The sequence below is a fragment of the Burkholderia sp. AU33803 genome, assembly GCF_002223095.1.
In the GTDB taxonomy this organism is placed as follows: Bacteria; Pseudomonadota; Gammaproteobacteria; order Burkholderiales; family Burkholderiaceae; genus Burkholderia.
Genome location: NZ_NKFJ01000003.1, coordinates 164,232 through 181,788 on the forward strand (window position 1 = coordinate 164,232; position 17,557 = coordinate 181,788).

Here is a 17,557-nt window from a genome sequence, read left to right on the forward strand (position 1 = left end):
TAACAAAGCCGCCCGGATCGACAGACAAATGCCAAGCGTCGGCCCGGGTCAGCCGATGCAGTGTGCGGCGGAGGTGGCCTGGCAGGGCGGGCGGCGCGGGTGCGGAGGCACCGGAGCCGCCAACTGGAGAACGCGAAGATGAACTGGGCGGTGACACGAATCGGCGGGCGCTTCCACTACGGATGGCTCGCGGCGGCGGTGGTATTCCTGATCTTGCTGGCGGCGGCCGGCACGCGCGCGACGCCGAGCGTGCTGATGGTGCCGCTCGAGCGCGAACTCGGCTGGAGCCGCGCGGCGATTTCGCTGGCGATCTCGGTGAACATCGCGCTGTACGGACTGACGGGCCCGTTCGCGGCCGCCGCGATGCAGCGCTTCGGGCTGCGTCCGACCATTCTCACCGCGCTCGTGACGATGAGCGTGGGCGTCGCGCTGTCGTCGATGATGACGCAGAGCTGGCAGATGGTCGTGATCTGGGGCCTGATGGTCGGCTGCTCGACGGGCGTCGTCGCGCTGACGCTGTCCGCGACCTTCGTCACGCGCTGGTTCCATGCGCGGCGCGGCCTCGTGATGGGGATCCTGACCGCGAGCACGGCCACCGGCCAGCTCGTGTTCCTGCCGATGCTCGCGGCGATCGCGCAGCGCCATGGCTGGCGGCCGGTCGTGCTGGTCGTCGCGGTCGCGGCCGCGATCGTGATTCCGCTGGTTGCATTCCTGTTGCCCGAGCGCCCGGCCGACGTGCAGCTGCGCCCGTACGGCGAGCCGGCCGATGCGCCGGCCGCGCCCGAGGGGGCGAAGGAGAACCCGCTCACGGTCGCGTTCCGCACGCTGCTGACGGCGAGCCGTTCGCGCGATTTCTGGCTGCTGTTCTTCAGCTTCTTCATCTGCGGCGCGAGCACCAACGGTTACGTCGGCACGCACCTGATCGCGATGTGCAGCGACTACGGGATGACGGAAGTGCAGGGCGCGTCGCTGCTCGCGGCGATGGGCGTGTTCGACCTGTTCGGCACGACGCTGTCGGGCTGGCTGTCCGACCGCTACGACAATCGCATGTTGTTGTTCTGGTACTACGGGTTGCGCGGGCTGTCGCTGATCTACCTGCCGCATGCGTTCGGGATCGATTTCTTCGGTCTGCCGCTGTTCGCGATGTTCTACGGGCTCGACTGGATCGCGACCGTGCCGCCGACCGTACGCCTCGCGACCGACGTGTTCGGCAAGGCCGCGGCGCCCGTCGTGTTCGGCTGGATCGTCGCCGGCCACCAGCTCGGCGCGGCGTTCGCGGCGCTCGGCGCGGGGCTGCTGCGCGCGAGCCTCGGCACCTACACGATCGCGTCGATGATCTCGGGCGGGCTGTGCATCGTCGGCGCGCTGATCGTGCTGCGGATCAACCGCGGCCCGTCGCGGGCAGCCGCGCAGGCGGCCTGAGCGCGGCAAGCCGATGGCCCGGCCGGCCGCGCGACGGATGGCCGGGCAATGCACGCACGGAGATTTGCATAGCGCGGGAGGATCGGGCGCGCATCGGCTCAAGCGGGTATGCTTTCGGTTCGCGAGGCGTTCGCGCCCCTTCATCGATGTCAGCGAGGAACCGCATGTCCGTCAAACCTGCTCCCACCACTGTTTCGATTCACGATCTGATCGCGGGCCGCTGGAGCCCGCGCGCGTATTCGGATGAAGCCGTCAGCGCCGGCGATCTGCACGCGGTGCTCGAAGCCGCCCGCTGGGCGCCGTCTGCCTACAACGCGCAGCCGTGGCGCTTCATCGTATTCGACCGCACGCAGGACGAAGACGCATTCAAGCGCGCGTTCGCGACGCTGGTGCCGTTCAACCAGGGCTGGAATGCGCCGGCGCCCGTGCTGATCGCGGTGACCGCGCACACGCTCACGCCGAAGGGCGAACCGGCCCCCACCGCGCTGTACGACGCGGGCGCCGCCGCGATGTCGCTGGTGCTGCAGGCGCACGCACTGGGCCTGGCCGCCCACCAGATGAGCGGCTTCGACGCGAAGGCGTTCCGCGATGCGTTCGCGATTCCGGCCGACGTCGCGATTCCGGCAATCATCTCGCTCGGTCACTACGGCAACGTCGACAAGCTCGATCCGGTGCTGCGCGATCGCGAGAAGGCGCCGCGCACGCGCCATGCGATCGGCGAGGTCGTCTACGCGGGCGCGTGGAAGAAGGGCTTCGACGCGGCAGCCTGACCTGCGTGGCGGACGGGCTGCGTCGCGCATCCCGCCCGCATCTCTCCCCGGCGCGCCAGGTTGCGCGCCGCCGCCAGCCGGGCCCGTTGCGCGGGACTGGTGGCCGGCCCGGTTGTGATCCCGCGGGCTTCATGTTAAAAAGCCCGTCCTTTCCGTTTTCGCGCCGGCCCTGCTGCGGCAACTTCCCATGACTTACTGCGCGATCGATTTCGGCACGTCCAATTCCGCCGTGGCGCTGCCCGATGGCGACGGCATGCGCCTCGCGCCCGTCGAGGGCGACCACCTGACGCTGCCCACCGCGATCTTCTTCAACAACGACGAAGAGACGGTCGAATACGGCCGTGCGGCGCTGGCTTCCTATATCGACGGTTTCGACGGCCGGCTGATGCGCTCGATGAAGAGCATCCTCGGCTCGCCGCTCGCGGAAACGACGACCGATCTCGGCGACGGGAGCGCGATCGCGTACACCGAAATCATCGCGCGCTTCCTGACGCACCTGAAGCGCAAGGCCGAAGTCCGGGCGGGCGCGCCGATCGGCCGCGCGGTGCTCGGCCGGCCGGTGTTCTTCGTCGACGACGATCCGCGCGCCGACCGCCTCGCCCAGGACCAGCTCGAGGCCGCCGCGCGATCGGTCGGCTTCACGGACGTGCAATTCCAGTACGAACCGATCGCGGCCGCGTTCGACTACGAGTCGCGCCAGCAGGCGGAGCGCCTCGTGCTCGTCGCCGACATCGGCGGCGGCACGTCCGACTTCTCGCTGGTGCGCGTCGGGCCCGACCGGATGGCGCGGCTCGAGCGCAAGGACGACGTGCTGGCCCACCACGGCGTGCACGTCGCGGGCACCGATTACGACCGGCGTGTCGAGCTGGCGGCGATCCTGCCCGCGTTCGGCTACCGTTCGCTCGACCCCGAAGGGCGCGAGCTGCCGAACAAGATCTACTTCGATCTCGCCACCTGGCACCTGATCAACACGGTCTACACGCCGAAGCGGCTCGGCGAGCTGAAGCTGATGAAGCACCTGTACCGGGACGTGCAGCAGTACGACCGGCTCACGAGCGTGGTCGAGCAGCGGCTCGGGCATGCGCTGATGGCGCGTGCGGAAGAAGCGAAGATCGGCGTCGCGGCGGGTGGGGAGACGATGATCGACCTGAACGACGTGGAAGAGGATCTGCAGATCGCATTCGATGCCGACCGGCTCGTCGACGCGAGCCGCGACGACACCGCACGCATCGTCGACGCCGCGCGCGAGACGGTGCGGCTGGCGGGCGTGGCGCCGCGCGATGTCGGCGCCCTGTACTTCACCGGCGGCTCGACGGGGCTCGCGTTCCTGTCGGGCGCGCTCGCGGGTGCATTCCCGGATGCGCAGCCGGTGTTCGGCGACCGCCTCGCGAGTGTCGCGACGGGTCTCGGCATTCACGCGCAGCGATTGTTCGGTTGAATGCGGGCGGCTGAAAGGCCGCCATGCCGTTTGAGCGGCGCCGAAAAACAAAAAGCCCCGCCGAAGCGGGGCTTTTTTCACGAATTATCGCGCCAAGCTTAGACCGGACGGATGTTCGCAGCTTGCAGACCCTTCGGGCCCGTCTTCACTTCGAATTCAACCTTCTGGTTTTCTTGCAGCGTCTTGAAGCCTTCGACGCGGATTTCCGAGAAGTGCGCGAACAGATCGTCGCCGCCGCCTTCCGGGGTGATGAAGCCGAAGCCCTTTGCGTCATTGAACCACTTGACGGTACCGGTTGCCATGTTACTTGTTCCTAAAAAGATAAAACGGGGCCGAGGCCCATGGGGTGCGGAAAATCAAGGAAGGGGTAATAGGACCAACCGGAGTACCGTTGATGGGCGAACTACGAAAGAACCAATTCACTCGCCACTTGAAATCCTGCGAAGTCCTTTATACGGCTTATCCAGCGCGTGGTCAACCGTATTTCCATGGACTCAGGGTTATTGCGGAGATCAGGTTTACAAAGCTTGCAAACGATGCGAATTTTTTGTAGGGGCCGAACGATTTTGGCGCCACGTTTGAGGTGCAACCGTTAAACTACGCGCCGCGTGGACGGGTTGCCCCGATCGGGTGACACGCCCCCCCAAAATTGCGTGCGCGGTGCCGTCCGAGCCGATCCCGGACGGCGAGCCGACCATGCTTTTTGAGACACAGGAGAGGATGTGAAGAGTTCTATTCAACGGAACATCGGCCCGTTTGCATTGATGCTGACGGGGCTGGGTTCGATTATCGGCTCGGGCTGGCTGTTCGGCGCCTGGAAGGCCGCGAAGATTGCCGGTCCGGCGGCGATCTGCGCCTGGATCATCGGCGCTGTCGTGATTCTCGCCATTGCACTGACTTACGCGGAATTGGGCGCGATGTTCCCCGAGTCGGGCGGCATGGTGCGCTACGCGCGCTATTCGCACGGTTCGCTGGTCGGTTTCATCAGTGCGTGGGCGAACTGGATCGCGATCGTATCCGTGATTCCGATCGAGGCTGAAGCATCGATCCAGTACATGAGCACGTGGCCGTATCCGTGGGCGCATGCCCTGTTCGTGAACGGCGAATTACAGACGCTCGGCCTGCTGCTGTCGGCCGTGCTGGTCGTCGTCTACTTCATGCTGAACTACTGGGGCGTCAAGGCCTTTGCGCGGGCGAACACCGCGATCACGATCTTCAAGTTCCTGATCCCCGGCCTCACGATCCTCGGCCTGATGCTGACGAGCTTCCACTCGGAGAACCTGGGCGTCGCATCGAATGCGAGCTTCGCGCCGTACGGCTGGTCGGCCGTGCTGACCGCGGTCGCGACGAGCGGCATCGTGTTCGCGTTCAACGGCTTCCAGAGCCCGGTGAACCTGGCCGGTGAAGCGCGCAACCCGTCGCGCAGCGTGCCGTTCGCGGTGATCACGTCGATCCTGCTTGCACTCGTCATCTACGTGCTGCTGCAAATGGCGTATATCGGCTCGGTGAATCCGGCCGACGTCGCGAAGGGCTGGGCGCACTTCAACTTCTCGTCGCCGTTCGCGGAACTGGCGATCGCGCTGAACCTGAACTGGCTCGCGATCCTGCTGTATGTCGACGCGTTCATCAGCCCGAGCGGCACCGGTACGACCTACATGGCGACGACCACCCGCATGATCTACGCGATGGAGCGCAACAACACGATGCCGAAGATGTTCGGCAACGTGCACCCGATCTACGGCGTGCCGCGCCAGGCGATGTGGTTCAACCTGCTGGTCTCGTTCGTCTTCCTGTTCTTCTTCCGCGGCTGGAGCTCGCTCGCGGCCGTGATCTCGGTGGCGACGGTGATTTCGTACCTGACCGGCCCGATCAGCCTGATGGCACTGCGCCGTTCGGCGACCGACATCGAGCGTCCGCTGTCGATTCCGCTGATGAAGCTGATCGCCCCGTTCGCATTCGTCTGCGCGTCGCTGATCCTGTACTGGGCGAAGTGGCCGCTGACGGGCGAGATCATCCTGCTGATGATCGTCGCGCTGCCGGTGTACTTCTACTTCCAGGCGAAGTCGGGCTGGACCGGCTGGGGTGACGACCTGAAAGCCGCCTGGTGGCTGGTCGCGTACCTGCCGACGATGGCCGTGCTGTCGCTGATCGGCAGCAAGGAATTCGGCGGCCACGGCGTGCTGCCGTACGGCTGGGACATGCTGGTCGTCGCGGCGATCTCGCTGGTGTTCTACTTCTGGGGCGTGAATACCGGCTACCGGACCAAGTATCTCGACGAGCGTGAATCGCACGACGAGATCCTCGAGGGGGTCGGTGCCTGACGCGTGACCTGTCGCCGGATTCGGCGGCGGCAGCAAGCAGCGTAAAAAAACCCGCCCGGGCGATGCTCGGGCGGGTTTTTTGTTGGGCGGCCGGCAGCGGCCGCGCGACCGCTCAGGCGGCTGCGCCGGCGAACACGTAGTTCGTCATCGCAAGCACGCGCTGGTACGTGCCGAGCGACTGGATGCCGAGCTGGTAGTCGTCGTCCGCCGCGCCGAGCGCCGTGAATACCGGCAGCAGGTGCTCGTCGGTCGGATGCATCAGCGCCGCGTGCGGCGCCTGCCGGCGGTAGTCGAGCAGCGCGTCGACGTCGCGCGCGGCCAGCTTCGCCTCGAACCAGTCGGTGAATTCCGTGACGCGCGGGTCTGCATCCTCCGGTGCCGCACCGAAATCGGCGGCGCGCAGGTTGTGCGTGATCTGGCCGGAGCCGATCACCATCACGCCTTCGTCGCGCAGCGGTCGCAGCGCGCGGCCGAGCGCGAAGTGGTGGGCGGCATCCGCGCGCGGCTGGATCGACAGCTGCGCCACCGGCACGTCGGCTTCCGGGAACATCAGCAGCATCGGCACCCACGCGCCGTGGTCGAGGCCGTGCTCGGTCGTCGCGGTCTCGATGCCGGCCGCATTCAGCAGCCCGGCCGCGCGCTCGGCGACGTCGGGCGCGCCGGGCGCCGGGTAGCGGATGTCGTACAGCGCCTGCGGAAAGCCGTAGAAATCGTGGATCGTTTCCGGATGCGCGGCAGTGCTGGCGACAGGGCGCTGCGTGCCCCAGTGCGCGGACAGCATCAGTACCGCGCGCGGGCGCGGCAATTCGGCCGCCAGGTGCGTGAACGCGCCGGACGGCAGCGTCGGGTCGATCGGCAGCGTCGGGGCGCCGTGGGACAGGTAGAGCGAAGGCAAGCGGTTCATGGTGGTGGCCTGCAAAGGGATTTGCCTGTGACTATAGGCGCGCACCGGATATTGATAAATCCGCGATTGCGAATTTGATTGACGCTTGTGGGTTGATAATCTGGGCCGCGTCGTGCGCTTCACGGCAGTTGGGCGCCGTATGCGCGCAATTGAATGAATTTCAGTGAAAATCGGCGTAGATGTGCGACGAATGGATCGTGGGGTGCTCGCTTACTGCGCGTGCCGGATACCGGCCCAAGGCGTCGTCAGCGGTGCGCTGAGCGCGAACAGGTCGAGCACGCGCGTGACGGTCTGGTCGACGAGTTCCTCGATCGTCTTCGGCATCGCGTAGAACGCGGGCAGCGGCGGGAAGACGATGCCGCCCATTTCGGTGACGGCCGTCATGTTGCGCAGGTGCGCGAGGTTGAACGGCGTTTCGCGCACCATCAGCACGAGGCGGCGGCGTTCCTTCAACGTGACGTCGGCTGCGCGCGTGATGAGGTTGTCCGACAGCCCGTGTGCGACGCTCGCGAGCGTCTTCATCGAGCAGGGCGCGATCACCATGCCGTCGGTCGCGAACGACCCCGATGCGATCGTCGCGCCGACGTCGCGCACCGAATGCACGACGTCCGCACGGTTTTCGACATCGGCCTTCGACAGCTTCAGTTCGTGCTGGATGTTGAGCCAGCCGGCGTTCGAAATCAGCAGGTGCGTTTCGACGCCGCCGGCGGCGCGCAGCAGGTCGAGCAGCCGTACGCCGTAGATCGCGCCGGTGGCGCCGGTGATCGCGACGATCAGCCGGCGTGGCGGCGCGCTGGGAGATGCCATCGAAAGGAGGGGCGTATTACGCGGCGGCGAACAGTTGCTGCAGTTCGCCCGACTGGTACATCTCCATCATGATGTCCGAGCCGCCGATGAATTCGCCCTTCACGTAGAGCTGCGGGATGGTCGGCCAGTTCGAGAATGCCTTGATGCCCTGGCGGATCTCGTCGTCTTCGAGGACGTTGACCGTCTTGAACTGGTCGACGCCGCAGGCTTTCAGCACCTGGACGGCGCGGCCCGAAAAGCCGCACATCGGGAATTGCGCGTTGCCCTTCATGAAGAGCACGACCTGATTTTCGTCGACGATTTGCTTGATGCGTTGTTGGGTGTCCATGACTGACCTTGCGTTTGCGGGGCGTTAGATCGAAATGATAGCGGATTTCAACCGGGCGGGCCGGGCATCAGCCCGGCAGGCGGCCGCCCGTCGTGCGTTCGATGGCGGCCAGATCGGCGAGCGATTCGACCGCGACGAAGCCGTGCGAGGCGAGCACCGCGCGCACGGCCTCGGCCTGGTCGTAGCCATGCTCGATCCAGAGCGTGCCGCCCGGTTTCAGATAAGAGCCGGCGCCCGCGACGATCGTGCGGATCGCGCTGAGGCCGTCGGCATCGTCGGTGAGCGCGCCGCGCGGCTCGAAACGCAGGTCGCCTTGCTCGAGGTGCGGATCGTGCTGCGCGATGTAAGGCGGGTTGCTGACGATCGCGTCGAATGCGAGTGCCGGATCGAGCGCCGCGTACCAGTCGCTCTGCAGCCAGTGCAGCGGGCCGCCGGGGCGGCGCGCGTCGAGCAGCTTGCCTGCGTTGCGCTGTGCGACCTCAAGGGCGGCCGGCGAGCGATCGAGCGCCCACACACGCGCATCGGGACGCTCTGCGGCGATCGAGACGGCGATTGCGCCGCTGCCCGTGCCGAGATCGAGCACGGCCGGATGCGGCAGCCCGTCGATCGCATCGAGTGCGGCTTCGACGAGCAGTTCGGTTTCAGGGCGTGGAATCAGCACGTCGGGCGTCACGTCGAACGGCCGGCCGAAGAATTCGCGCATCCCGACGAGCTGCGCGACCGGCTCGCCGGCCAGACGGCGCGCCTCGAGCGCGCGGTAGCGTTCGACCGCGGCCGCGTCGAGCGGCACATCGCCGCGCGTGATCAATTGCGTGCGGGTCCAGCCGAGTGCGTGCGCGAGCAACACGCGCGCATCGACCGCGTCGAGCGGCGACGCGCGCAGCAGTTCGTCGGCGGAAGTGTCGGGCATCGCGGCCTCAGTCGGCGTCGCCGAGCGACGCGAGCAGTTCGGCCTGGTGTTCGCTGACCAGTGCGCTGATCAGTTCGTCGAGGTCGCCGTCCATGAGCGCCTCGAGCCGGTACAGCGTCAGGTTGATCCGGTGGTCGGTCATCCGGCCCTGCGGGAAGTTGTACGTGCGGATCCGCTCCGAGCGGTCACCGGAGCCGATCAGGCTCTTGCGCGTCGCGGCTTCCTTCGCGTGCTGCTCGTGATACTGCTTGTCCTTGATGCGCGCGGCGAGCACCTTCAGTGCGCGATCCTTGTTCTTGTGCTGCGAGCGGTCGTCCTGGCACTCGACGACGATCCCGGTCGGGATGTGCGTGACGCGCACCGCCGAATCGGTCTTGTTGATGTGCTGGCCGCCCGCGCCGGACGCGCGGAACGTGTCGATCCGCAGGTCGGCCGGATTGATCTCGACCTCGCCGATTTCGTCGGCTTCCGGCATCACCGCGACCGTGCACGCGGACGTGTGGATGCGCCCCTGCGTTTCGGTGGCCGGCACGCGCTGCACGCGATGGCCGCCCGATTCGAACTTCAGGCGCGAATACGCACCCTGGCCCGCGATCCGCACGATCACTTCCTTGTAGCCGCCGAGATCCGACGCGCTCTCCGACATCATTTCGACCTGCCAGCGCTGGCGTTCCGCGAAGCGCAGGTACATGCGCAGCAGGTCGCCCGCGAACAGCGCCGATTCGTCGCCGCCCGTGCCCGCACGGATTTCGAGGAAGATGTTGCGGTCGTCGTTCGGGTCCTTCGGCAGCAGCATCTTCTGCAGCTCGGTCTCGAGGCGGGCCATGCTTTCTCGCGCGCTGCGGATTTCGTCTTCCGCGAAGTCGCGCATCGACAGATCGCCGAGCAGTTCCTGTGCAGCCGTCTCGTCGCTGCGCGACTGGCGCCACAGCGCGTACTGTTCGACCACCGGGCCGAGTTCCGCATGTTCACGCGTGAGCTTGCGGTACTGGTCGAGGTCGGCCGTGACGTTTTCGCGGCTCAGCAGGTCGTTCAGTTCGGCCAGCCGTGTGGACAGCTGGTCGAGCTTGCGTTGCATGCTCGTCTTCATGGTGTGGAGCGGCGCTCCCGGGCAAGGGGTATTCGGAAAGGATAGGCCGGCGTGCGGCCGGCGGCAGGGCGATCGGCCGGCGCTAGTGGCCGGACTGGTCGTTCGAGCGCGGGGCGTGCTGGTAGAAGCCGCGCATCAGGTCGATCAGCGAATCGCGATCGGCGCCGTTCACGCGGTTGAGCGCGCTCGTCGGGCCGTGGATCAGCTTGTTGGTCAGCGCCTGCGACAGCGCTTCGAGCACGGCGGCCGGATCGTCGCCGCGCGCGAGCAGCTTCTGCGCCTTGTCGACTTCGGCCCGGCGCAGTGCGTCGGCCTGCGTATGCATGTGACGGATCACCGGCACGACGCTGCGCGTGTCGAGCCATTGCATGAAATTCTGCACGCGCGTTTCGATGATCGTTTCGGCCTGCGCGACCGCGGCCTGGCGCGATGCATTGCCTTCGCGCACGATCGCGCCGAGATCGTCGACGGTGTAGAGGAACACGTCCTTCAGCTTGCCGACTTCGGGCTCGATGTCGCGCGGCACCGCGAGGTCGACCATGAAGATCGGCCGGTGGCGCCGTGCCTTCACCGCGCGCTCGACTGCGCCGAGGCCGATGATCGGCAGCGTCGACGCTGTGCACGACACGATGATGTCGAATTCGTGCATGCGGGTCGGCAGATCCGCGAGCGGCATCGCGCGGCCGTTGAAGCGTTCGGCGAGCCGCTGGCCGCGTTCGGCCGTGCGGTTCGCGACGACGAGTTCGCGCGGGCTTTGCGCGGCGAAGTGCGTCGCGCACAGCTCGATCATTTCGCCGGCGCCGATGAACAGCACGCGCTGATCCGACACCTTTTCGAAGATCCGTTGCGCGAGGCGCACCGCGGCGGCGGCCATCGACACCGACTGCGTGCCGATTTCGGTCGTGCCGCGCACTTCCTTCGCGACCGCGAAGGTGCGCTGGAACAGCTGGTTCAGATAGGTGCCGAGTGCGCCGGCTTCCGTCGCGGTGCGGACGGCATCCTTCATCTGGCCCAGAATCTGCGTTTCGCCGAGCACCATCGAATCGAGGCCGGATGCGACGCGAAACGCGTGCCGGACCGCTTCCGACTGCGGCAGCGCATAGACGTGCGGCGCGAGTTCGTCGACCGGGATCCGGTGATACTCCGACAGCCAGCGGATCGCGCCTTCGCGTGCCGCGCGATCGTCGGTCGCGCAATACAGTTCGGTGCGGTTGCAGGTGGAGAGGATCGCCGCTTCGGGCGTATTGGGCGCCTGAGGGCCGAGAAACACGTTCTTGAACGTGACGAGAGCCGGCTTGATCTGCTCGAGCGGAAACGCCACGCGTTCGCGCAAGGCGACAGGCGCAGTGTGGTGGTTGATTCCGATCGTGAGGAGTTGCATATCGAGGGCTATCGTTTAGCCCCATATTATAGCGTTTCAGCGATTTCCTCACTCGCTGCATACCGGGCATCAGCGTGGCGGGGCCGGGAATTTGGGGGCTCGATCGGCACGCGGTCGAGCTGATAGCCGTAGCCGTAGAGCGGCAGCAGCCGGTAGCCGCGCTCCGGAAGCAGCCGTAGCTTGCTGCGCAGCCGGGACGCATGGGTATCGAGCGTGCGCGACTTCATGTCGCGGCGGCGCGCCCACACCGTTTCGAGGATATGGGCGCGCGACACCGGCCGCGACAGGTTCGTGAACAGCAACTGCGCGAACCGGAACTCCTTCGGCGTGAGTGAAACGATTGCGTCGTCGAAGCGAACGAGGCAGTGCGTGGCGTCGAACGCGTATTCGCCATACATTTCGCGCGAGCGGTTGGGTGGCCGGCGCACGCCGGCACGCCGGCTCAGCGCGTTCACGCGCGCAAGCAGCTCGGGCCCGCTCACGGGGCGTACGAGGCAATCGTCGGCGCCCGCGTGCAGGCACGATACGATTTCGCTTTCGCGCGGCAGCAGCATCACGGCGATGGCCGGCAGCCCCGGCAGGACCGTCTGCGCACGCGGGATGACTTCCTCGGCCGGCTGGTCGCCGGCCCAGTGGCCGGTGATCAGCATGTCGCAGGTGTTGTCGGTGGCGAGCCACTCGAACAACGCCGCGCTGGACGGAAACGCATGGCACACATGACCGCCCGCAAAGAGCAGGCGGTTCAGGAGCGCGGCATGGCGCGCGTCCGGATCGATCAGAGCGATTCGCATGAGAATTTCTTCAATACGGCAGCCGGCGCGCGCTTGCCATAACGTCGAGTCGGCCCCTACACTCGAATGTTGGCGGCACCCGGCTGGTCTCGGGTTCGATGGATGAATCGATGCTAGCCGCTGGCAACGTTCACGCCTATGGGACGAATCTGAATTTATAGAAGGCGTCGAATGAACTGGTTTGGAATCCTTGTCCTGGGAGCGGCCGTCGGGCTGTTCGGCCGATGGCTGCATCCGATGCGGCGCACGGGCCGGCCGGCATGGTGGATCGCGGTGCTCGCCGGCATCGTCGGCGCGGGCGCGGCCCGCATGGCCGGCAATCTCTCGGGACTGTTTTACGATGGCGAGACGCTCGAATGGCCGGTCTGCACCGGTGTCGCGTTCCTCGTCGTAGCCGTGACGGTTACGCTGTCGGCCCGTCGCTGAATGTTCTCAGGTGAAATCATGAATGCCCGTCTTCCCGAAGTCTCGCCGGTGCCGGCCCGCCTCGCGCTGCTGCGTGGCGCCATGGCCCGCGAGGACCTGGCCGCCTATCTCGTGCCGTCCGCCGATCCCCATCTGTCCGAGTATCTGCCGGAGCGCTGGCAGGCCCGCCGCTGGCTGTCCGGCTTCACGGGCTCGGTCGGCACGCTGGTCGTGACCGCGGATTTCGCGGGGCTATGGGTCGACAGCCGCTACTGGGTGCAGGCCGAGGCCGAACTGGCCGGCACGGGCGTGCAACTGATGAAGATGACGGGCGGGCAGCAGAGCGCGCCGCACGTCGACTGGCTCGCGCAGAACGTGACGGCCGGTGCGACGGTCGGCGTCGACGGCGCCGTGCTGGGCGTCGCGGCCGCACGCGGGCTGACGGGCGCGCTGAATGCGCGCGGCATCGCGCTGCGTACCGATCTCGACCTGCTCGATGCAATCTGGCCCGAGCGGCCGGGCCTGCCCGGCGACGCGGTGTTCGAGCACGCGGCGCCGCAGGCCGACACGACGCGCGCGAGCAAGCTGGCCGAAGTGCGCCGCGCGATGTGCGCGCAGGGTGCGCAATGGCATTTCGTCTCGACGCTCGACGATCTCGCATGGCTGTTCAACCTGCGCGGCGCCGACGTCAACTTCAATCCCGTATTCGTTGCGCACGCAATGATCGGCACTGATCGCGCGACGTTGTTCGTCGCCGACGGCAAGGTGTCGCCGGCGCTGGCCGCGTCGCTCGCGAAGGATGGTGTCGACGTTCGCGCCTACGACGCCGCGCGCGCGGCGCTCGCGTCGCTGCCGGACGGCGCGACGCTGCTGATCGACCCGCGCCGCGTGACGTTCGGCACGCTCGAGGCCGTGCCGGCCGGCGTGAAGCTCGTCGAGGCCGTGAATCCGTCGACGTTCGCGAAGTCGCGCAAGACGTCCGCCGAGATCGAGCACGTGCGCGTGACGATGGAACACGACGGCGCCGCGCTCGCGGAGTTCTTCACGTGGTTCGAGCAGGCGGTGAACCGCGAGACGATCACCGAGCTGACGATCGAGGAAAAGCTCACGGCCGCCCGCGCACGGCGCCCCGGCTACGTGTCGGCAAGCTTCGCGACGATTGCAGGCTTCAACGCGAACGGCGCGATGCCGCACTACCACGCGACGCCGGCCTCGCACGCGACGATCGCCGGCGACGGCCTGCTGCTGATCGATTCGGGCGGCCAGTACGTGACGGGCACGACCGACATCACGCGTGTCGTGCCGGTCGGTACCGTCAGCGACCTGCAGCGGCGCGATTTCACGATCGTGCTGAAGTCGATGATGGCGCTGTCGCGCGCCCGCTTCCCGCGCGGCATCCGCTCGCCGATGCTCGACGCGATCGCGCGCGCACCGATGTGGGCGGCCGGGCTCGACTACGGCCACGGCACGGGGCATGGCGTCGGCTACTTCCTGAACGTGCACGAAGGCCCGCAGGTGATCTCGCACTACGCGCCGGCCGAGCCGCACACGGCGATGGAAGAGGGGATGATCACGTCGATCGAGCCGGGCGTCTATCGTCCCGGCCAGTGGGGTATCCGGATCGAGAACCTGGTCGTGAACCGCGCGGCCGGGCAAACGGAATTCGGCGATTTCCTCGCATTCGAGACGCTGACGCTGTGCCCGATCGACACGCGCTGCGTGCTGATCGAGATGCTGCACGACGACGAGCGCGCATGGCTGAACACGTATCACGCGACGGTGCGCGAGCGTGTCGGCCGGCACCTGAGCGGCGATGCGAAGGCGTGGCTCGTCGCGCGCACGCAGCCGATCTGACACAACACGCGATCACGGCCGTACAACGGCCGAACGACACAACCGAGGGCAGGCAATGGCGGACACCGCAGTGATCGTGGTCGACATGCAGCGCGGGCTGGTGGAGCGGGCGCGGCCCGCTTACCGGCTCGACGACGTGGTATCGGGCATCAACCGGCTGACGGCGGCGGCGCGCGCGGCGAACGCGCCCGTGTGCTTCGTGCAGCACGACGGCGATGCGGACGACGACATCGTGCCCGGCACGCCGGGCTGGGAGCTGCATGCGGGGCTGGTCGTCGGGAACGACGACTGGCGCGTGCGCAAGCAGGTGAGCGATTCGTTTCACGACACGCCGCTTGCGGCGCAACTCGACCGCCACGGCATCCGTTCGGTGCTGATCTGCGGTTATGCGACCGAGTTCTGCGTCGATTCGGCCGCGCGCCGCGCGGCGCTGCTCGGCTACCGGACGACGGTCGTGTCCGATCTGCACACGACGAACGAGCGCACGCACCTGTCGGCCGCGCAGATCGTCGCGCACCATCACTTCGTATGGCAAAACAATTCGCTGTCGGGCAACCCGGTGACGCCGCGGCCGCTCGCGGACGTCCTTTCGACGGAGTTCGCATGACGATCAAGGCCGTGGTGTTCGATTTCGGCGGCGTGCTGATCGACTGGAGCCCGGAGTACCTTTACCGGGAGCTGATTCCCGACGACGCGCAGCGTCGCTGGTTTCTCACGCACGTGTGCGCGATGGACTGGGTGATCCGCCAGGACGGCGGGCAGACGATCGAGGAAGGCACGGCCGAGCTCGTCGCGAAGTTTCCGGAGCACGAGGCGCTGATCCGCGCGTTCTACGCGCGCTGGCACGAAATGATCGGCGGTGTGCTCGACGAAGGCGCCGCGCTCGTCGATCGACTTGAAGCGCAGGGGATGCCGCTGTTCGGGCTGACGAACTGGTCCGCGCAGACATTCCCGTATGCGTGGGACAACTTCCCGGTGCTGCGGCGTTTCAAGGAGATCGTCGTGTCGGGCCGAGTGAAGCTCGTGAAGCCCGATCCGGCAATCTACCGCGAGATGCATGCGCGGATCGAACCGCACCTGCCGGGCATCGCGCCGCACGAACTCGTATTCATCGACGACAACGCGAAGAACGCCGCGGCCGCGACGGCGCTCGGCTGGCACGGCATTCATCACACGAGTGCGGCGACGACCGAGGCGCGGCTGCGCGAACTGGGCGCGCTCGCGTAAGCGGCGGGCGAGCAGCCCGCCATCGGATAGAAAAAGCGGGCCAGTGGCCCGCTTTTTTGTTGTGACGCTTCCTGAAGCGGCTACCCTCGGCGAACGGCCCCGCGTTGCCGCGGCGCCGGGCACCCAGGTCGTGCCGGTCAGCGGCTGATCGGCTTGTAGCGCAGGCGCTTCGGCTTCGCGGCTTCTTCGCCGAGGCGGGCACGCTTGTCGGCTTCGTATTCCTGGTAGTTGCCGTCGAAGAACGTGACCTGCGAATCGCCTTCGAACGCGAGGATGTGCGTCGCGATCCGGTCGAGGAACCAGCGATCGTGCGAGATCACCATCACCGAGCCCGCGAATTCGAGCAGTGCGTCTTCCAGCGCGCGCAGCGTTTCGACGTCGAGATCGTTTGACGGTTCGTCCAGCAGCAGCACGTTGCCGCCCGAGATCAGCGTCTTCGCGAGGTGCAGCCGACCGCGTTCACCGCCGGACAGGTTGCCGACGATCTTCTGCTGGTCGCCGCCCTTGAAGTTGAAGCGGCCGATGTACGCGCGCGACGGCGTTTCGTACTTGCCCACCGTCAGCACGTCGGCGCCGCCCGAGATTTCCTCGAACACCGTCTTCGACCCGTCGAGCGCGTCGCGGCTCTGGTCGACGTAAGCGAGCTTCACGGTCGGGCCCATCACGACTTCGCCCGAATCCGGCTGTTCCTTGCCGGTCAGCATCTTGAACAGCGTCGACTTGCCGGCGCCGTTCGGGCCGATGATGCCGACGATCGCGCCGGCCGGGATCTTGAAGCTCAGATTGTCGATCAGCAGGCGGTCGCCGAACGACTTGCTGACGTTCTTGAACTCGATCACTTCATTGCCGAGGCGTTCGCCGGCCGGAATGAAGATTTCCTGCGTTTCGTTGCGCTTCTGGTATTCCTGGCTGCTCAGCTCCTCGAAGCGCGCGATACGGGCCTTCGACTTCGCCTGGCGGCCCTTCGGGTTCTGGCGCACCCACTCCAGTTCCTTCTTGATCGCCTTCTGGCGCGCCGATTCCGACGCTTCTTCCTGCTTCAGGCGCTCTTCCTTCTGGTCGAGCCAGCTGCTGTAGTTGCCCTTCCACGGAATGCCGTGGCCGCGGTCGAGTTCGAGAATCCACTCGGCTGCGTTGTCGAGGAAGTAGCGATCGTGGGTGACCGCGACGACGGTGCCCGGGAAGCGCACCAGGAACTGCTCGAGCCAGTCGACCGATTCGGCGTCGAGGTGGTTGGTCGGTTCGTCGAGCAGCAGCATGTCGGGTTTTTCGAGCAGCAGCTTGCACAGCGCGACGCGGCGCTTTTCTCCGCCCGACAGGTGTTCGATCCTGGCGTCCCACGGCGGCAGGCGCAGGGCGTCGGCGGCCACTTCGAGCTGCTGCTCGGGGCTGCCGCCGTCGCTCGACGCGAGGATCGCTTCGTACTTCGCCTGCTCGGCCGCGAGCGCATCGAAGTCGGCGTCCGGCTCTGCGTACGCCGCGTAGATTTCCTCGAGCTTCTTGTTGGCCTGGAACAGGTCGCCGAGGCCTTCCTCGACGGCTTCGCGCACCGTCTTCGTCGGGTCGAGCTGCGGTTCCTGCGGCAGGTAGCCGATGTTCAGGTTCGGCATCGGCGTGGCTTCGCCTTCGATGTCCTTGTCGACGCCCGCCATGATGCGGATCAGCGTCGACTTGCCCGAGCCGTTCAGGCCGAGCACGCCGATCTTCGCGCCGGGAAAGAACGACAGCGAGATGTCCTTCAGGATCTGGCGCTTGGGCGGCACGATCTTGCCGACCCGGTTCATCGTGAAAACGTATTGGGCCATTTCGGTGTGAAATTCAGAAGTGGTTGAGACTGCCGCGCAGCGCGCGGGCGTGGCGGCGTCGGGTGATTCGGTACGGAGCGTGCCGCGCAAGGCGCGGCGGCGTC

General features: G+C 66.8%; 17 protein-coding genes. 8 read left to right on the forward strand and 9 right to left on the reverse strand.

The window, feature by feature from the left end; translation table 11 throughout:
• Positions 1–138 precede the first annotated feature (138 nt).
• The 3 genes from CFB41_RS02165 to CFB41_RS02175 all read left to right on the forward strand — a co-directional run bounded on the left by CFB41_RS02165 (position 139) and on the right by CFB41_RS02175 (position 3,630).
• Positions 139–1,422 (forward strand): MFS transporter, encoded by a 1,284-nt coding sequence (locus CFB41_RS02165; RefSeq protein WP_089455502.1) that lies wholly within the window; start codon positions 139–141, stop codon positions 1,420–1,422.
• A gap of 164 nt (positions 1,423–1,586) precedes the next feature.
• Positions 1,587–2,192: a nitroreductase family protein gene (locus tag CFB41_RS02170; RefSeq protein ID WP_089439116.1), complete on the forward strand. Its 606-nt coding sequence runs from the start codon at positions 1,587–1,589 to the stop codon at positions 2,190–2,192.
• Between the two features lie 187 nt (positions 2,193–2,379).
• Positions 2,380–3,630 carry an Hsp70 family protein gene (locus CFB41_RS02175; protein WP_089455503.1) on the forward strand — a complete coding sequence of 417 codons (1,251 nt, stop codon included), beginning with the start codon at positions 2,380–2,382 and terminating at the stop codon, positions 3,628–3,630.
• 98 nt (positions 3,631–3,728) lie between these two features.
• On the opposite strand, the gene CFB41_RS02180 is transcribed toward CFB41_RS02175, so the two are convergent.
• Positions 3,729–3,932 (reverse strand): cold-shock protein, encoded by a 204-nt coding sequence (locus tag CFB41_RS02180; protein ID WP_006477070.1) that lies wholly within the window; start codon positions 3,930–3,932, stop codon positions 3,729–3,731.
• 420 nt (positions 3,933–4,352) lie between these two features.
• On the opposite strand from CFB41_RS02180, the gene CFB41_RS02190 reads away from it, so the two are divergent.
• Positions 4,353–5,951, forward strand: a complete 1,599-nt coding sequence (locus CFB41_RS02190) for an APC family permease (RefSeq protein ID WP_089439118.1) — start codon at positions 4,353–4,355, stop codon at positions 5,949–5,951.
• A 112-nt stretch (positions 5,952–6,063) separates the two neighbouring features.
• On the opposite strand, the gene CFB41_RS02195 is transcribed toward CFB41_RS02190, so the two are convergent.
• From CFB41_RS02195 to CFB41_RS02225, 7 genes are all read right to left on the reverse strand, one after another.
• Complete coding sequence (locus CFB41_RS02195; protein WP_089455504.1) at positions 6,064–6,855, reverse strand: class III extradiol ring-cleavage dioxygenase; 792 nt, start codon at positions 6,853–6,855, stop codon at positions 6,064–6,066.
• Between the two features lie 210 nt (positions 6,856–7,065).
• Positions 7,066–7,662: a UbiX family flavin prenyltransferase gene (locus CFB41_RS02200; RefSeq protein ID WP_089455505.1), complete on the reverse strand. Its 597-nt coding sequence runs from the start codon at positions 7,660–7,662 to the stop codon at positions 7,066–7,068.
• Positions 7,663–7,678: 16 nt separating this feature from the next.
• Positions 7,679–7,990: a Grx4 family monothiol glutaredoxin gene (gene grxD / locus CFB41_RS02205; protein WP_006477066.1), complete on the reverse strand. Its 312-nt coding sequence runs from the start codon at positions 7,988–7,990 to the stop codon at positions 7,679–7,681.
• 67 nt (positions 7,991–8,057) lie between these two features.
• The gene (prmC, locus tag CFB41_RS02210; RefSeq protein ID WP_089455506.1) at positions 8,058–8,900 is read right to left on the reverse strand and encodes a peptide chain release factor N(5)-glutamine methyltransferase; all 843 of its coding nucleotides are present in this window, start codon (positions 8,898–8,900) and stop codon (positions 8,058–8,060) included.
• A gap of 7 nt (positions 8,901–8,907) precedes the next feature.
• Positions 8,908–9,990 (reverse strand): peptide chain release factor 1, encoded by a 1,083-nt coding sequence (prfA, locus tag CFB41_RS02215; RefSeq protein ID WP_039352121.1) that lies wholly within the window; start codon positions 9,988–9,990, stop codon positions 8,908–8,910.
• Positions 9,991–10,072: 82 nt separating this feature from the next.
• Positions 10,073–11,371: a glutamyl-tRNA reductase gene (gene hemA / locus CFB41_RS02220; protein ID WP_089455507.1), complete on the reverse strand. Its 1,299-nt coding sequence runs from the start codon at positions 11,369–11,371 to the stop codon at positions 10,073–10,075.
• A 26-nt stretch (positions 11,372–11,397) separates the two neighbouring features.
• A complete protein-coding gene (locus CFB41_RS02225; RefSeq protein ID WP_089430538.1) occupies positions 11,398–12,162 on the reverse strand; it encodes a response regulator transcription factor in 765 nt (254 codons plus the stop codon).
• 171 nt (positions 12,163–12,333) lie between these two features.
• Between CFB41_RS02225 and CFB41_RS02230 the strand changes: the two genes are divergently transcribed.
• From CFB41_RS02230 to CFB41_RS02245, 4 genes are read left to right on the forward strand one after another with little or no spacing between them, the layout of a single operon-like run.
• A complete protein-coding gene (locus CFB41_RS02230; RefSeq protein WP_039352130.1) occupies positions 12,334–12,588 on the forward strand; it encodes a hypothetical protein in 255 nt (84 codons plus the stop codon).
• A gap of 18 nt (positions 12,589–12,606) precedes the next feature.
• Positions 12,607–14,421 (forward strand): aminopeptidase P family protein, encoded by a 1,815-nt coding sequence (locus CFB41_RS02235; protein ID WP_089455527.1) that lies wholly within the window; start codon positions 12,607–12,609, stop codon positions 14,419–14,421.
• 55 nt (positions 14,422–14,476) lie between these two features.
• Positions 14,477–15,028 (forward strand): cysteine hydrolase family protein, encoded by a 552-nt coding sequence (locus CFB41_RS02240; protein WP_089455508.1) that lies wholly within the window; start codon positions 14,477–14,479, stop codon positions 15,026–15,028.
• Positions 15,025–15,648 (forward strand): HAD family hydrolase, encoded by a 624-nt coding sequence (locus CFB41_RS02245; RefSeq protein WP_089455509.1) that lies wholly within the window; start codon positions 15,025–15,027, stop codon positions 15,646–15,648. The genes CFB41_RS02240 and CFB41_RS02245 overlap by 4 nt, the downstream gene beginning before the upstream one ends.
• Before the next feature lie 137 nt (positions 15,649–15,785).
• Here CFB41_RS02245 and ettA read toward each other — a convergent pair whose 3' ends face one another.
• Positions 15,786–17,453, reverse strand: coding sequence for an energy-dependent translational throttle protein EttA (ettA, locus tag CFB41_RS02250; protein ID WP_089439125.1), 1,668 nt, complete (start codon positions 17,451–17,453; stop codon positions 15,786–15,788).
• Positions 17,454–17,557 lie beyond the last annotated feature (104 nt).

What these genes read in the sequence shown, in the direction of transcription:
- CFB41_RS02165 (WP_089455502.1), top strand. Translation starts at nt 139, where the DNA reads ATGAACTGGGCGGTGACACGAATCGGCGGGCGCTTCCACTACGGATGG.
- CFB41_RS02170 (WP_089439116.1), top strand. Translation starts at nt 1,587, where the DNA reads ATGTCCGTCAAACCTGCTCCCACCACTGTTTCGATTCACGATCTGATC.
- CFB41_RS02175 (WP_089455503.1), top strand. Translation starts at nt 2,380, where the DNA reads ATGACTTACTGCGCGATCGATTTCGGCACGTCCAATTCCGCCGTGGCG.
- CFB41_RS02180 (WP_006477070.1), bottom strand. Translation starts at nt 3,932, where the DNA reads ATGGCAACCGGTACCGTCAAGTGGTTCAATGACGCAAAGGGCTTCGGC.
- CFB41_RS02195 (WP_089455504.1), bottom strand. Translation starts at nt 6,855, where the DNA reads ATGAACCGCTTGCCTTCGCTCTACCTGTCCCACGGCGCCCCGACGCTG.
- CFB41_RS02200 (WP_089455505.1), bottom strand. Translation starts at nt 7,662, where the DNA reads ATGGCATCTCCCAGCGCGCCGCCACGCCGGCTGATCGTCGCGATCACC.
- grxD (WP_006477066.1), bottom strand. Translation starts at nt 7,990, where the DNA reads ATGGACACCCAACAACGCATCAAGCAAATCGTCGACGAAAATCAGGTC.
- prmC (WP_089455506.1), bottom strand. Translation starts at nt 8,900, where the DNA reads ATGCCCGACACTTCCGCCGACGAACTGCTGCGCGCGTCGCCGCTCGAC.
- prfA (WP_039352121.1), bottom strand. Translation starts at nt 9,990, where the DNA reads ATGAAGACGAGCATGCAACGCAAGCTCGACCAGCTGTCCACACGGCTG.
- hemA (WP_089455507.1), bottom strand. Translation starts at nt 11,371, where the DNA reads ATGCAACTCCTCACGATCGGAATCAACCACCACACTGCGCCTGTCGCC.
- CFB41_RS02225 (WP_089430538.1), bottom strand. Translation starts at nt 12,162, where the DNA reads ATGCGAATCGCTCTGATCGATCCGGACGCGCGCCATGCCGCGCTCCTG.
- CFB41_RS02230 (WP_039352130.1), top strand. Translation starts at nt 12,334, where the DNA reads ATGAACTGGTTTGGAATCCTTGTCCTGGGAGCGGCCGTCGGGCTGTTC.
- CFB41_RS02235 (WP_089455527.1), top strand. Translation starts at nt 12,607, where the DNA reads ATGAATGCCCGTCTTCCCGAAGTCTCGCCGGTGCCGGCCCGCCTCGCG.
- CFB41_RS02240 (WP_089455508.1), top strand. Translation starts at nt 14,477, where the DNA reads ATGGCGGACACCGCAGTGATCGTGGTCGACATGCAGCGCGGGCTGGTG.
- CFB41_RS02245 (WP_089455509.1), top strand. Translation starts at nt 15,025, where the DNA reads ATGACGATCAAGGCCGTGGTGTTCGATTTCGGCGGCGTGCTGATCGAC.
- ettA (WP_089439125.1), bottom strand. Translation starts at nt 17,453, where the DNA reads ATGGCCCAATACGTTTTCACGATGAACCGGGTCGGCAAGATCGTGCCG.